The organism is Paenibacillus sp. FSL W8-0187, assembly GCF_037969755.1.
Lineage (GTDB): Bacteria > Bacillota > Bacilli > Paenibacillales > Paenibacillaceae > Paenibacillus_AQ.
The window spans coordinates 6,860,756-6,874,912 of the sequence record NZ_CP150206.1 but is presented as its reverse complement, the minus strand read 5'-3'; the positions used below and the strand labels follow the sequence as shown (position 1 = coordinate 6,874,912).

Annotated in this window: 12 protein-coding genes; all 12 read left to right on the top strand. The window is 50.1% G+C overall.

What is annotated here, in order from left to right; all coding sequences use genetic code 11:
- Positions 1-11 precede the first annotated feature (11 nt).
- The 12 genes from atpA to MKY48_RS31120 all read left to right on the top strand — a co-directional run bounded on the left by atpA (position 12) and on the right by MKY48_RS31120 (position 14,149).
- Positions 12-1,526: a F0F1 ATP synthase subunit alpha gene (gene atpA / locus MKY48_RS31175; protein WP_076323981.1), complete on the top strand. Its 1,515-nt coding sequence runs from the start codon at positions 12-14 to the stop codon at positions 1,524-1,526.
- A 307-nt stretch (positions 1,527-1,833) separates the two neighbouring features.
- Entirely contained in the window at positions 1,834-2,694 is an 861-nt protein-coding gene (gene atpG, locus MKY48_RS31170; RefSeq protein WP_076323982.1) for an ATP synthase F1 subunit gamma, read from the top strand.
- Positions 2,695-2,813: 119 nt separating this feature from the next.
- On the top strand, positions 2,814-4,214 hold the full coding sequence (gene atpD, locus MKY48_RS31165) for a F0F1 ATP synthase subunit beta (protein WP_076323983.1): 1,401 nt from the start codon (positions 2,814-2,816) through the stop codon (positions 4,212-4,214).
- A gap of 99 nt (positions 4,215-4,313) precedes the next feature.
- The gene (locus MKY48_RS31160) at positions 4,314-4,718 is read left to right on the top strand and encodes a F0F1 ATP synthase subunit epsilon (RefSeq protein ID WP_076323984.1); all 405 of its coding nucleotides are present in this window, start codon (positions 4,314-4,316) and stop codon (positions 4,716-4,718) included.
- A gap of 665 nt (positions 4,719-5,383) precedes the next feature.
- Positions 5,384-5,638, top strand: coding sequence for a DUF1146 family protein (locus MKY48_RS31155; RefSeq protein WP_076323985.1), 255 nt, complete (start codon positions 5,384-5,386; stop codon positions 5,636-5,638).
- A gap of 495 nt (positions 5,639-6,133) precedes the next feature.
- Complete coding sequence (gene murA, locus MKY48_RS31150; RefSeq protein WP_213647187.1) at positions 6,134-7,480, top strand: UDP-N-acetylglucosamine 1-carboxyvinyltransferase; 1,347 nt, start codon at positions 6,134-6,136, stop codon at positions 7,478-7,480.
- 328 nt (positions 7,481-7,808) lie between these two features.
- Complete coding sequence (spoIID, locus tag MKY48_RS31145) at positions 7,809-9,419, top strand: stage II sporulation protein D (RefSeq protein ID WP_339268502.1); 1,611 nt, start codon at positions 7,809-7,811, stop codon at positions 9,417-9,419.
- A 204-nt stretch (positions 9,420-9,623) separates the two neighbouring features.
- Positions 9,624-10,364: a M23 family metallopeptidase gene (locus MKY48_RS31140; protein ID WP_076323987.1), complete on the top strand. Its 741-nt coding sequence runs from the start codon at positions 9,624-9,626 to the stop codon at positions 10,362-10,364.
- 263 nt (positions 10,365-10,627) lie between these two features.
- Entirely contained in the window at positions 10,628-10,912 is a 285-nt protein-coding gene (gene spoIIID / locus MKY48_RS31135) for a sporulation transcriptional regulator SpoIIID (RefSeq protein WP_009594246.1), read from the top strand.
- Between the two features lie 196 nt (positions 10,913-11,108).
- A complete protein-coding gene (locus MKY48_RS31130; RefSeq protein WP_076324088.1) occupies positions 11,109-12,107 on the top strand; it encodes a rod shape-determining protein in 999 nt (332 codons plus the stop codon).
- Positions 12,108-12,377: 270 nt separating this feature from the next.
- Positions 12,378-13,259 carry a flagellar hook-basal body protein gene (locus tag MKY48_RS31125; protein ID WP_076323990.1) on the top strand — a complete coding sequence of 294 codons (882 nt, stop codon included), beginning with the start codon at positions 12,378-12,380 and terminating at the stop codon, positions 13,257-13,259.
- 65 nt (positions 13,260-13,324) lie between these two features.
- Positions 13,325-14,149 (top strand): flagellar hook-basal body protein, encoded by an 825-nt coding sequence (locus MKY48_RS31120; RefSeq protein ID WP_339268499.1) that lies wholly within the window; start codon positions 13,325-13,327, stop codon positions 14,147-14,149.
- Positions 14,150-14,157 lie beyond the last annotated feature (8 nt).

Below are 14,157 nucleotides of genomic sequence, written 5' to 3'. Positions count from 1 at the left end.
GGGTGAAAACGTTGAGTATCAGACCTGAAGAAATCAGTACTTTAATCAAAAGTCAAATTGAAGAATATAAATCCGATATCACTGTCTCTGAAGTAGGTACGGTAATTCAAGTAAGTGACGGTATTGCTCGCGTGTACGGCCTGGAGAACGCGATGTCCGGGGAACTTTTGGAGTTCCAGAACGGCGTGTTCGGTCTGGCGCTGAACCTTGAGGAGAGCAATGTCGGTGTCGTTATCCTGGGACCTTACTCCGAAATCAAGGAAGGCGATCAGGTTAAGCGTACAGGACGTATCATGGAGGTTCCTGTAGGTGAAGCTCTGCTTGGACGCGTTGTCAATCCGCTGGGTCAACCGCTTGACGGCAAAGGCCCGATCGAAGCGACAGCTTATCGTCCGGTTGAGAGCAGCGCACCAGGCGTTATCGAACGTAAATCCGTTCATGAGCCTATGCAGACAGGTATTAAAGCGATCGACGCGATGGTACCTATCGGCCGCGGACAGCGCGAGTTGATTATCGGTGACCGTCAAACGGGTAAAACCACCGTTGCGATCGATACCATCCTGAACCAAAAAGGCAGTGGCGTTAAATGTATCTATGTAGCCATTGGCCAAAAACAATCCACTGTAGCACAGGTTGTTGAAACACTTCGCCGTCATGGCGCACTGGAGTACACGATTGTTGTTACGGCTTCGGCTTCTGAGCCGGCTCCATTGCAGTACATCGCTCCATACGCAGGCTGCGCTATGGGTGAGTACTTCATGTACAAGGGCGAGCATGCACTCATCATTTATGATGACTTGTCGAAACAAGCGGCAGCATACCGTGAGTTGTCCTTGCTCCTCCGTCGTCCTCCGGGTCGGGAAGCTTATCCGGGTGACGTTTTCTACTTGCACTCCCGTTTGCTGGAACGTGCAGCGAAGCTCAACGATGAGCTTGGTGGTGGTTCATTAACCGCACTGCCATTTATTGAAACACAGGCTTCTGACGTATCTGCTTACATTCCAACCAACGTAATTTCGATTACGGATGGACAGATCTTCCTGGAGTCTGAGTTGTTCTACTCCGGTCAACGTCCAGCGATTAACGTCGGTATTTCGGTATCCCGTGTCGGTGGTTCCGCGCAGATCAAAGCGATGAAAAAGGTTGCGGGCGGCATGAAGCTGGATCTTGCGCAATATCGTGAGCTCCAGGCGTTCTCCCAGTTCGGATCTGATCTGGACAAATCAACCTTGGCTCGTTTGAACCGTGGTGCAAGATTGATGGAAATCCTGAAGCAGGGTGTAAACCAGCCGTTGTCCGTTGAACAACAGGTGGTTAGCTTGTACGCAGCCGTTAAAGGATATATCGATGATATCGAGGTTGCTGACGTGCGTCGTTTCGAGAGCGAGTTCCTTACGTTTATTGAAAGCAATAAACCGGAAATTCTTCAATCCATTACGGATACGAAGGACTTGACGTCCGACAACGAAAACGCATTGAAAGCGGCAATCGATCAATTTAAGAAGGGCTTTGCCGCTTCGGTTTAAGCTCCTCAGGTAAGCAATAGGAGGGGAGCCGGGGTAAGCCCGGCATCCTCTTTCATCATATGGAATGTAGCTTTGGCTGTGACCAAAGTGATTTTTACAAAAGGTACGGCTTTGGTCCTAGCCAAAGCTTAGTCTACGCGTACGAAGTTGGCTTTGGCTTCGCCAAAGCTAGGCTTGTGCTTACGAAGTAACTTTGGCTCCGCCAAAGTTAGGTGATTGCTTTCGAAGTTAGCTTTGGCTTCGCCAGAGCTAGGCTGATGCTTACGAAGTAACTTTGGCTCCGCCAAAGTTTTAAGGTGGTGAAAACATGGCAAGAGGATTACGTGATATTAAGCGGCAGATCAAGAGTGTTCAGAACACAAGGCAGATCACCAAGGCGATGGAAATGGTTGCTGCCGCGAAGCTGAGAAGAGCCCAAGAGAAAGCAACCTCCGCGCTTCCATACTCTGAGAAGCTGAAAGAAGTGGTTGGCAGCATTGCTGCTGGAACCAAGGGAATCAGCCATCCGATGCTGGAAAAGCGTGAAGTGAAGAAAACCGGTTATCTGGTGATCACTTCAGACCGCGGTCTTGCTGGTGCATCGAACTCCAACATTTTGCGAAAAGTATCGAACTTTATCGCAGAACGCCATCAGTCCAAGGACGAGTATTGCCTGTTTGTGATCGGACGTAAAGGACGGGATTATTTCCGCCGTCGTGGACTTCCGGTTGTTGAGGAGCTCACCGATTTATCCGATAGTCCGACCTACGCAGATATTAAGGCCATCGCTAACGCGGCGGTTCATCAATATGAGCTGGGTCAGATTGATGAGTTATACGTGTGCTATAACCAATTCGTGAATGCTTTGACTCAGCTTCAGGAGATCTCTAAGCTTCTGCCGATGGAGAACATTGGTAGCGCCGAGAACCTGACGGGTTATGAGTACGAACCATCTCCTGAAGGCGTACTCGAGGTTCTGCTTCCGAAATATGCGGAAACATTGATTTTCAGTGCGATGCTGAATGCGAAGGCAAGTGAGTTGGGTGCGAAGATGACTGCTATGGGAGCTGCAACGAAGAATGCAAGCAAGATGATCAACGAGTTGAACCTTACTTACAACCGTGCTCGTCAGGCTGCCATTACGCAGGAAATTTCCGAGATTGTGGGCGGAGCAAACGCTCAGCAATAATGCACGGCTCCGAATTCTTAACTTAGTATTTAACGGATATGCGGCCATGTCATGAATAAGCCGCTTTTACGATCATCGTTCACCGCTAGAGGTGAGCGGGTAGGAGGGAAAACGAATCAATGAAAAAAGGACGCGTTGTCAGCATTACAGGTGCTGTAGTTGACATTGAATTTGAGCGCGGTCATCTTCCCGAGATTTTTAATGCTGTCAAGATTGAAGCAACGCTGGAAGGCGGCCGCTCGGTTGATTTGACTTTGGAAGTATCCAATCATTTGGGTGATAATCTGGTTCGTTGTATCGCGATGTCATCCACGGATGGTCTTGTTCGCGGTATCGAAGCCGTGGATTTGGGCAGACCGATTACGGTTCCTGTAGGTTCCGCTACACTTGGCCGTGTATTTAACGTATTGGGTGAGCCGATCGATAATGCAGGTGCCGTAGTATCCGAAATTAATAACCCGATCCACCGTGAGGCTCCTGCTTATGATGAGCTTTCCACGCAAGCAGAAATGCTTGAAACGGGAATTAAAGTCATCGACTTGCTTGCTCCATACCAAAAAGGCGGTAAGATCGGTCTCTTTGGTGGTGCCGGCGTAGGTAAAACCGTTGCTATCCAGGAATTGATCAACAACATCGCCCAAGAACACGGCGGTATTTCCGTATTTGCCGGCGTAGGTGAGCGTACTCGTGAAGGTAATGACCTTTACCACGAGATGAGTGATTCCGGTGTTATCAACAAAACCGCGATGGTATTCGGTCAAATGAACGAGCCTCCGGGTGCCCGTCTTCGCGTAGCATTGACTGGTTTGACGATGGCGGAATATTTCCGTGACCAAGAAGGTAAAGACGTACTTCTCTTTATCGATAACATCTTCCGCTTTACTCAAGCGGGTTCCGAAGTATCCGCCCTCCTGGGTCGTATGCCTTCCGCGGTAGGTTACCAGCCAACGCTGGCATCCGAAATGGGACGCTTGCAGGAGCGGATTACCTCTACCAAGAAAGGTTCCGTTACATCCATCCAGGCTATCTATGTACCGGCGGATGACTATACGGATCCGGCTCCGGCTACAACGTTTGCTCACTTGGATGCAACGACAAACCTGGAGCGTAAGATTTCCGAGATGGGTATCTATCCTGCGGTAGATCCGCTTGCATCCAGTTCCCGTATCTTGGCTCCGGAAATCGTGGGCGAAGAGCACTATAATGTTGCTCAAGGCGTTAAGAAAATTTTGGCTCGCTATAACGAGCTTCAAGATATCATCGCGATTCTCGGTATGGATGAGCTGAGCGAGGAAGATAAAGCGATTGTTGGACGTGCTCGTCGTGTTCAACGTTTCCTTTCCCAAGCTTTCCACGTTGCCGAGCAGTTTAACGGCATCCCGGGTAAATATGTACCGGTTAAAGAAACTGTACGCAGCTTTAAAGAGATCTTGGAAGGCAAGCACGACCACCTTCCGGAAGCGGCTTTCCTGTTCGTAGGTACGATTGAAGAGGCAGTTGAAAAAGCAAAAACATTGTAAGCTGACGCTCCGTGATCAGCAGACCGGAACAGTGCTTCTAGTGAGACTGTGAGGTCTGCTGCGCGAGTTTTCTGCGGAAAACGGTGAGGAGGGATGGAAGTGAGCACCATTTTGTTGGAAATCGTAACGCCGGACCGCCTGGTCTACTCTGAGCAGGTGAACAGTGTTACGGTACGTGGGGTCGAGGGAGAGCTGGGCATTTTGCCAGGTCATATTTCCTTCGTTACGCCGCTTCAGATAGCGCCAGTTTATGTGAAGATTGGCAACCAGAGAACCCCGTTTGCGGTACAAGGCGGTTTCGTCGAAGTCCGTAAAGATAAGATTGTCATCCTGGCGGAAAGCGCAGAGAAAGCGGAAGAAATCGATCTGGAGCGTGCGGAAGCCGCGAAGGAAAGAGCTGAGACCCGTCTGCATGCGAAGGGAAGACAAGATGAAGTTGACCATCGTCGCGCGGAAATGGCTCTGCAAAGAGCGATGAACCGGATTAAAGTGACGCGGAACTAATAAGGTAACGAAGACAGCTTGCTGTAATTTTCAGCCAAGCTGTCTTTTTGTGTTCTATTTCTATTAGTAGCCAATGATACTGGTTATAAAAGCACTCGTTTAAGGTGTAGAGCATTCATAGATTGCAGGTATAACCAAGCATGAAAGGGAGAAAGAGGTAAACTTTTATGGTTATCTCACTGTCTGAACCGCATATCTTGGTGGGGATCTAGTTGGCCCATGGAGCCAATGGCATATACAATTTGGTGGATGACGTAAATGGGTCCATAGCCATCAATTACTCTTAGAAAGGACCTGAGGCATGGATTGTTTTGATACATAAATATTCTTCTTTTTGTGATAACGTCATCTCAGCTATACACGGTCTGTGAATATCATTAATTTCATAGATGGGTATTTTTTTGTTAAACCGTCGGTATAAATAGAAGTTCGAGATATAAAACTACACTATATGATTGGCTGTTGGATGTTTTTTGGAGTGAAATTAATGGGAATTCTAACTTCTCCTAATAGCGTATAAATGATCGTTTTGGGAGGTTGTCGAGAAACTTTATTATTTCCGAGGAAATGTCGAATAGAAAGTGCTGGATTCTTAGCCGCCAGCCAAGTATTATAGAAGAGTCGGTCCTGAACAGGGCAGGATAATTTATGAAGGAGGAGGGAGTATGAACCAGGATTTATCTAATTCAATCAGTGCTGTTGGTGTTAACGGATTCTTGTCTATTGTCGTTTCGCTGATCTGTATCGCACTGGCTTGGTGGGCATTACAACAAGTAAAGCTGGATTTGGTTGTCCGTCATCCAAAAGGGCCGCAGGGAAAGCTGTTGCATTTGCTGCTGGCAGTGGTGCTTGGACGATTCGTGGCTGAATTCCTAATTGACTATATTACATGGAGTCAAATGATCCGATATATGTTTTAGAACGGAAATGAGCGTCATACATAACACAAGGTGCTGCAGTTAGTAATGAAACATTTGTTGCACGAGGTTATGGTCTTGCCAATATTTTACTTGTCTGTTTTAATTGCGGCATGAATGGTTATATCTCTGTTAGGTTGCTAGGGGAGAATGTCGAATAAACGCATTTTATTATGTTAACACTTAAAATAAGAATTTGATCGGGCGGACGGTATGACTTCCGGACTATAGAGTTCACCCGGTAATTGTTATGCATTGACAAGTGCTGGTCGGTCATGGTACCTTTCGAAGGTCCATACTGCGGATAACAGATGCTTCATAAGGTGGCATCATGGATTTCTGATACCTGATGTAGACACCGAATCAGATGTCATAAATAGTTCGAAAATCGCTTGTTTAGCGGAAATCACTAATGTTAAGATGAAAGTTAGGGAATTAGCAACAACTAATCACTAACACACGCAATCAGGAAAATTATGGACGCGGAGGGAAACCATGATGAGCAAATTTATCGTCCGCGGTGGCAAAAGACTGACCGGAAGCGTCAAAGTCAGCGGAGCAAAAAATTCAGTTCTTCCGATCATCGCTGCCTCTCTACTAGGGGAAGTTGGGGAAAGTGTTATTATTGACGCGCCTCCTCTTGACGATGTAATTACAATCAGTAAAGTATTGGAGTCGCTTGGTGCGGGCATTACATATCAGGATGAAGTGATACGTGTAAATGCAGAGCACATAACGACATGTGAAGCACCTTATGAATGGGTGCGGAAGATGCGGGCGTCTTTTCTGGTCATGGGACCTTTATTGGCACGTTGTGGACGAACCCGGATTTCGCTTCCCGGGGGGTGTGCTATCGGCACAAGACCCATTGATCAACACCTAAAAGGATTTGAAGCTCTCGGGGCTGAGATTAGCCTCGGACAAGGATATATTGAAGCTAAAAGCAATGGCAGATTGCGTGGGGCGAAGGTCTATTTGGACGTAGCCAGCGTGGGTGCTACTGAAAATATTATGATGGCTGCTACATTGGCTGAAGGGATTACGGTAATCGAAAATGCGGCGAAAGAGCCGGAAATTGTCGATTTAGCGAATTACCTGAATGCAATGGGCGCCAAAGTTCGCGGTGCGGGCACGGGTGTGATTCGTATCGAGGGCGTTGAGAAGATGCATGGCGTTAAGCATAACGTAATTCCTGACCGAATTGAAGCAGGCACCTTTATGGCTGCGGCTGCAATCACGGGCGGTGATGTGTATGTCGAAGGAGCCATTGCAGACCACCTTGGACCGGTTATTTCCAAGATGGAAGAGATGGGGATTACCATTGAACCGGACGAGAATGGAATTCGCGTTATCGCTGACAAACCATTAAAGTCGGTTGATGTGAAAACCTTGCCTTATCCTGGGTTCCCAACCGATATGCAGTCCCAGATGATGGCTCTTTTGCTGGTTTCCGAAGGTACAAGTGTTGTTACGGAAACGGTATTTGAAAACCGCTTTATGCATGTGGACGAATTTCAGCTGATGAATGCAGAGATCAAAGTTGAAGGACGTTCTGCCATCGTTACGGGCGGCGCTAAGCTTAAAGGTGCCAAAGTAACGGCAACGGATCTGCGTGCAGGGGCTGCCTTGATATTAGCCGGGCTTGTATCGGAGGGGACTACCGAAGTTGGCGGCGTACAGCATATCGATCGCGGCTATGTTCATTTAGCGGAGAAGCTGTCTGGACTTGGCGCGGATATCTGGCGTATTTCGACGGAGGACCAGAGCTCGGAGAAAGTTTCGAAAAAAGTGGCAAGTGAAACAGAAGACGCAAAAGTTTTCAAAGTTCAACCTACCTGGGTGTAACAATCAAGATTGACCTTGATGATCCAGGATAGACCACAATAGAGTGTAGAAGAAGGGGCTTTGCCGATAAGGGCGAAGCTCCTTCTCTTTTGTATATAAACATAATTCCGGCTATCATTGATTCTCTTACGTTGATACCGGATGAGTAGGAGACTCTCTCTTTGCTAGCTTGCTTGCAGTCAGTGTCAGCGTTTCTTCATCCATGTGACTTTTTCCTTTCTCTTAGAATAGTTCTATCAAATGCCCGTATCTCATAAGTATAAGTAGAGCCTGATGGAGCATAAGCCAGAGGTATATTCCAGGGGAAAAGGCACAGGAGGGAAATGCAATGAAAGATTCGAAGGTTCGGGTAAATCTGAGCACAGCAGGAAAAAAACGAGCGATCGATCCAAAAGATGTTCTGAGAGAAGAAAATCCTCAATCATACCAGGTGCCATCCGAAGGATCGGCTGCTCCCGTATTGAAGTGGGATTTTCCCGGTGAACTTGAGAAAAAAGCCGGATCAACTGAAGAACATAGTTATGAATCGAAACAGGATAAAAAGGATATAGAGGAAGGGCCTCACGGGCACGGCAGCCCGGGGAGAGCGCCGGACGCCTTCGGCGAGTCCGGCCACGGCCCGCGGGCGGCCCATACGCCGCCGCCCGGCCGCCCCGCTGGCGTGCCTGCGCACAGCGCCACGCCAGACCCCGGCGGGCCAGCGGCGATGCCGCAGGGCCCGCATCCCGCGGCCGAGCCGCAGCGCTTCGCGCAGGCGGCAACGGGCCGCGTGCCGCGCGGCGGCCGCACGTTCCGTGTGCGGCCTGCGCGCTGGGGGCGCCGCGGCTTTGCCGCGCGGCGCCCGGCCACCGGAAGGCGGCGGGTGCGGGTGCACCCCGCCGTCTGGGCCGTGGCGGTGCTACTGGCCTTGGCGCTGGCGCTGCCTCTGCTGGTGGTTGCCCCCGGCAACAACGCACCAGAGCCGCTGCCGCCCGGGCCGGCCCCGCTGCCTTCCGCCGAGCCGCAGGCGGCGGAAGAGCCCACGGTATCCGTCTATGTAACCAAGACGGATACCGTGGAGGAGCTGCCGCTGGAACAATATCTCGTCGGCGTCCTGGCCGCCGAGATGCCGGCCGAGTTCCAGCTGGAGGCACTTAAGGCCCAGGCCATTGCGGCACGGACCTATATCGTGCAGCGGCTTGCGTCCAGGGACCGCAGCGGCGTGCCGGACGGCAAGGCCGTGGTGACCGATACGGTCAGTCACCAGGCTTATATTGCCCAAGACGAACTTACGAAGGAATGGCAGCGGCTAGGGAAAGAAACAGAGCTGGCGAAGCTCCAGCAAGCGGTGAAGGAAACGGCAGGAGTGGTGATGACGTATGAGGGTCAACCGATTACAGCTTCTTTTTTCTCCACCAGTAACGGGTATACCGAAAATTCAGAGGATTATTGGAAGAACGAGATTCCCTATCTGCGAAGTGTGGAGAGTCCATGGGATAAACAGATTTCACCGAAGTACAAGACAACAATCACGATGCCCCGTTCGGAATTCATAGGAAAGCTCGGCCTGACGGATGGAGCCGTACCGGTATCGGCAGGCGGGGATGGGGGGGCTTCTTTTTTGAAAGTACTCTCGTATACGCAAGGTCATCGAATTGAGAGCGTACGGGTTGGCGGCAAGAAGTTCACCGGTCGCGAGGTGAGAGAGAAGCTGGGGCTTCGGTCCAGCCAATTCACCCTTCATATGAAAGACGGCGAGATGGAGATAACGACCTACGGCAATGGCCACGGCGTGGGCATGAGCCAATACGGAGCAGAGGGCATGGCCCGCGAAGGATATGAAGCGAAAGAGATTCTGGAGCACTATTATACGAATATTTCTTTTGACAAAACTTCAAATCTTCTCTCTTTTAATACAAGTTCAAAAAATCGGTCTTTCAGCACCGAGAAGGTTGAATAAAGCTAGGGACTGAGAAGCGGAGCGTACGTTTTAGGTACGTGAGCATTGGAAGGACCGGCTGAATTCAAGATTCGATGCCGAGTTGCCCCTTGATTCACTCCGTGATCAAAAGACGACTTTTGGAACAACCTCTCAAAAAAATAATAGTGAGATAACGTATAAAAGAGTTGACCCCGGTAACAATGGTTACTGAGGTGATTGCAAATGAATGAACAGAACAAAAATAGTAAACCCCACGAAGAAACTCCTAAAACTGTGCAAGGAGATTCGGCGGTACCGTCATCTTCGTGGAAGAAAGCATTATCCAAACGGTGGGTGTTCCCGGCAGCATACTTAGCAGCAGCGGCAATTATACTAACCCTCGTGTGGGTCTACCAGGACGCCAGCCAAAAAACGCTGAAGCCACAAGGGGAAGAAACAAGTGTATCGGGATCGGTACAAGGATCAGAGAAACCTGCTGCAACGGAAGGCAATGATGGAGAAGCTGTAGAAGTGACGGCCAATGCGCAATCAATGATCTGGCCGGTAGCCGATGACGTGGCAGTCAGCATCGTCAAGCCTTACTTTGATGAGACGAACCCAGAAACGCATCAAGAGGCGATGGTGCAATACAATGACACCTTCACGCCGAATCTGGGAATCGACTTGGCCGCTGCAGATGACACGATGTTTGAAGTTCGTGCCGCACTGACAGGTAAAGTGACCCGGGTTGAGAATCATCCAGTTAACGGCAACGTCGTGGAGATTACGTCGGGTGATACGAAAACCGTGTACCAAAGCTTGAACGAAGTGAAAGTGAAGGAAGGCGCTGAAGTGAAGCAGGGCGATTCCATCGCGACTGCAGGACGCAGTGAGCTTGAGAAGGATCTCGGCAACCATGTGCACTTCGAAGTGTACGAGGGCGGGAAACTGGTCAACCCTGTGAGCGTGCTTCCGCAAAAATAATTTCATTTCTTTGTAGCCATGCGCCCACCGCGCACTTGAAGAGGGCAGGATCTTGTGATCCTGTCTTTTTTTTGTTGCGGGTTTGGACGGCAAGTCCAACCCTTGCTGCGCCTTGTTTTGTGGACATTTTAGACTTGTCCGTCACGGGCATGTCCAGAAAATAAATGAGTCCAAGTAAGCTTGTCAGCCCTTGAAACCGCGAATATCCCGTCATGCCCCTCATATAATGTACCAAACTATCCACACAGTAGGGAGGCGGGAGCGTGCACGATTACATCAAAGAGCGGACCATTAAGATCGGACGCTGTATCGTGGAAACGAGGCATACGGTTCGAACTATAGCCAAAGAATTTGGCGTGTCGAAGAGCACGGTGCATAAGGACTTAACCGAACGTCTGCCGGAGATCAACCCGGACCTGGCGGATCAGGTGAAGCACATTCTCGAATACCACAAATCCATCCGCCATTTGAGAGGCGGAGAAGCTACCAAGATCAAGTACAAAAAAACCGGCAGCAACCGTGAACCGGTGGCCACGGCGAAATCCTGATTTTTTAGGGCTTTGGTCGCTAGATTGGCGTTGAATCCCTCCCCTAAAGTATGATATGTTAAAAGCTGGTATAGGATCGAAATATGGGACCTGTTTTGCCGAAGATCATCATCGCTTGCTAGATTATGTCGAAGGATGGTTCGGTACAGAGAACAGACTCTTTTACCATAAAATAACACTTTGGGGGCTTTTCATGATGTTGAGCAAGGATATTGGAATCGATCTCGGAACGGCGAACGTGCTCATTCACGTAAAGGGGAAGGGGGTAGTGTTAGACGAACCTTCCGTTGTCACTATTGAGACCGACGCCAAACGAGTCCTTGCCGTCGGTGAGGAAGCACGGCGCATGATCGGGCGCACTCCCGGCAACATTATTGCGATCCGCCCGCTGAGGGACGGGGTCATCGCCGACTTCGAAATAACGGAAGCAATGCTGAAGTACTTTATTGATCGCGTGGGCGCGCGCAGTTGGCACAGCCGGCCCCGAATCCTCATCTGTGCTCCGACGAACATTACTTCGGTAGAGCAGAAGGCGATCCGGGAAGCGGCTGAGCGCAGCGGCGCAAGGGATGTGTTCCTGGAAGAAGAACCGAAGGCAGCGGCAATTGGCGCAGGGATGGATATTTTCCAACCGAGCGGTAACATGGTTGTGGACATCGGGGGCGGCACCACGGATGTGGCCGTCCTGTCCATGGGCGATGTCGTCACCGCTTCTTCGATTAAAATGGCAGGGGACAAGTTCGACGAGGCGATTATAAAGTACGTGAAGCAAAAATATAAATTACTGATCGGGGAACGGACGGCAGAAGATTTGAAGATGGCGATCGGAACAGTTCGTCCAGGCGGTAGACAAGCTGAGATGGATATTCGCGGACGCGATATGGTATCGGGACTTCCGTTTACCGTAACGGTGTCCTCAGCCGAAGTGCAGGAAGCCCTGTGGGATCCGGTGTCATCGATCGTACTCGCAGCCAAATCCGTATTGGAGCGGACGCCGCCGGAGCTGTCGGCGGACATTATCGATCGCGGCGTCATATTGACCGGCGGTGGCGCACTGCTTCATGGTTTGGACGAGCTGTTGACCGACGAACTGCGGGTGCCGGTGCTTGTTGCGGAGGATCCGATGCACTGTGTGGTTAAGGGAACGGGAATTATGCTGGATAATTTGGACAAGGTCGTAAAGAAAAAGTTCTAACCTTCCGATATAGATGATAGGAACGTGATATTTGATTTTAAATCTGTATCCATACGATGCAGCTACATAAGTCTGCAGTATACAATGGTCATGCGCAGCAGCAGCGAAGAGGACGGAATTGTATTGGAAAAACGGAGTGGTCGCCTTTGATTTCGGATTTCAACATTTTGAGAAGTTCTAACGAGAAATCCGAAAACAACAGCGATTGGAAATACAATCCGTCAGCGAAGCGGCCATTCACGGATCTATTTTGGAAGGGAAGTGCCTTCATTGTTAAGAGGTCTATATACAGCAGCTTCGGGGATGATGACCCAGGAGCAGCGACATAATACGGTGACGCAGAACATTGCCAACGTCAACACGACAGGCTACAAGGCAACGAACAGCGTACAGCGTTCATTCCCCGAAGTGCTTGTCTCCATGATCGGCGGCAATGATTCGGCGAATGCGGGACGGAAGCTGGGCAAGTTCAACACTGGTGTTTACGCTGAGGAGAGCATATCGCTTTATACCGAAGGCGCGCTCCGGGAAACGGGCAAGACAACAGACTTTGCGCTGGTGTCCTCTTTTACGGTACAGAATCCGGCAACAGGCCAAGCTTATCCGTTTGATGCTTCCGGCAGATACGTGGATGAGAACGGCGAGGTGATTTACCGGCCGGAAGGTTTTTTCACTGTTCAGAATGAGAGCGGAGATATCCGTTACACCCGTAACGGCAGCTTCCGGGTTAGCCCGAATGGCAGCCTCTTGAGCGATGGTGGCTATCAGGTTCTGGATAACAATAACAGACCGATTGTATTGACAGGCTCGGCGAGTAACTTTACAGTGAATGAGCAAGGAGAAATCATGGACGCAGAAGGCAATGGGACAGGCATCATTCTCGGAGTCAGCATCGTGAGCGAGCCTCATGGACTGATTCGTGAAGGTCACGGCGTGTTCCGTATGGCCGATCCGGACGGGGAAGTGCGTTTTATGGCACGCGGTGATAACGGAGTCATCCGTCAGGGATTTATTGAGGGGTCCAACGTGGACCCAACGCAATCGATGGTAGAATTGACAGCTGCGCTGCGCGCGTATGAAACGAACCAAAAAATTGTTCAGTATTACGACAGAACGCTGGAGAAGGCGGTCAATGAGATCGGCCGAGTCTAAGCTTGTCTGTAAGTAAGCAGGCAGCACGCTGCTGTATGAAAATGTGAGCCCACGGGAGGTAAGTGATGAACAACTCGATGATTAGCGCCATGGTGTCGATGAATGCCCTTCAGCAGCGGTTGGATGTCATTGCGGACAATATAGCAAACGTCAATACGGCTGGTTATAAAAAAAAGGAGGCTTCCTTTGAAGATGTGCTGACACAGGTTCAGCGGCATCACAAGGATTTCGACCGGACAGGCCGTGCGACACCGCTTGGCTATACACTCGGGTATGGCATGAGACTATCTTCCGTTGTGCAGAACATGGAGCAGGGAGCCATGAAGGAAACCGGAAGTCCGTTTGATCTGATGATTGATGGACAAGCCATGTTTGCCGTTCAGGGAGATGGCGAGATTGGATATACCCGCGAAGGCGGATTCCATGTATCTCCGGATGCCCGTAACCCTAACAACCTGCTGCTGGTCAATTCACAAGGCTATCCTGTACTTGACGTGAACAATAAGCCAATCTCGCTTCCGGCCAAAGGGAAAGTTGCCATTAACGAGAAAGGGCAGATTATCGTGGAGACCCCCACAGGTCGTACGGCTCCTTATGCAACCTTGAAGCTGGTCGAGCTTGAGCGTCCGGAAGGTTTGGTCGCTGTCGGCGATAACCTGTTTGTCGTAGGAAACGGTTTGGCGGAAGGCGATGTGTTCGATTTGACACCGGCGGCTCCAGGCGAGCCTCTTAAATCGAAGGTACTGTCCGGATTTATGGAACAATCGAATGTCAATTTGACCGACGAGATGACCAAGATGATGGAAGTTCAGCGGGCCTACCAGCTGACAGCACGTGCGCTTAGTTCAAGCGATACCATGATGAACCTTGCCAACACAATGCGAGGGTAGGTGGGCAT

What these genes read in the sequence shown, in the direction of transcription:
- MKY48_RS31155 (WP_076323985.1), top strand. Translation starts at nt 5,384, where the DNA reads ATGAACCAGGATTTATCTAATTCAATCAGTGCTGTTGGTGTTAACGGA.
- MKY48_RS31130 (WP_076324088.1), top strand. Translation starts at nt 11,109, where the DNA reads ATGTTGAGCAAGGATATTGGAATCGATCTCGGAACGGCGAACGTGCTC.
- spoIID (WP_339268502.1), top strand. Translation starts at nt 7,809, where the DNA reads ATGAAAGATTCGAAGGTTCGGGTAAATCTGAGCACAGCAGGAAAAAAA.
- atpD (WP_076323983.1), top strand. Translation starts at nt 2,814, where the DNA reads ATGAAAAAAGGACGCGTTGTCAGCATTACAGGTGCTGTAGTTGACATT.
- MKY48_RS31140 (WP_076323987.1), top strand. Translation starts at nt 9,624, where the DNA reads ATGAATGAACAGAACAAAAATAGTAAACCCCACGAAGAAACTCCTAAA.
- atpG (WP_076323982.1), top strand. Translation starts at nt 1,834, where the DNA reads ATGGCAAGAGGATTACGTGATATTAAGCGGCAGATCAAGAGTGTTCAG.
- MKY48_RS31120 (WP_339268499.1), top strand. Translation starts at nt 13,325, where the DNA reads ATGAACAACTCGATGATTAGCGCCATGGTGTCGATGAATGCCCTTCAG.
- murA (WP_213647187.1), top strand. Translation starts at nt 6,134, where the DNA reads ATGAGCAAATTTATCGTCCGCGGTGGCAAAAGACTGACCGGAAGCGTC.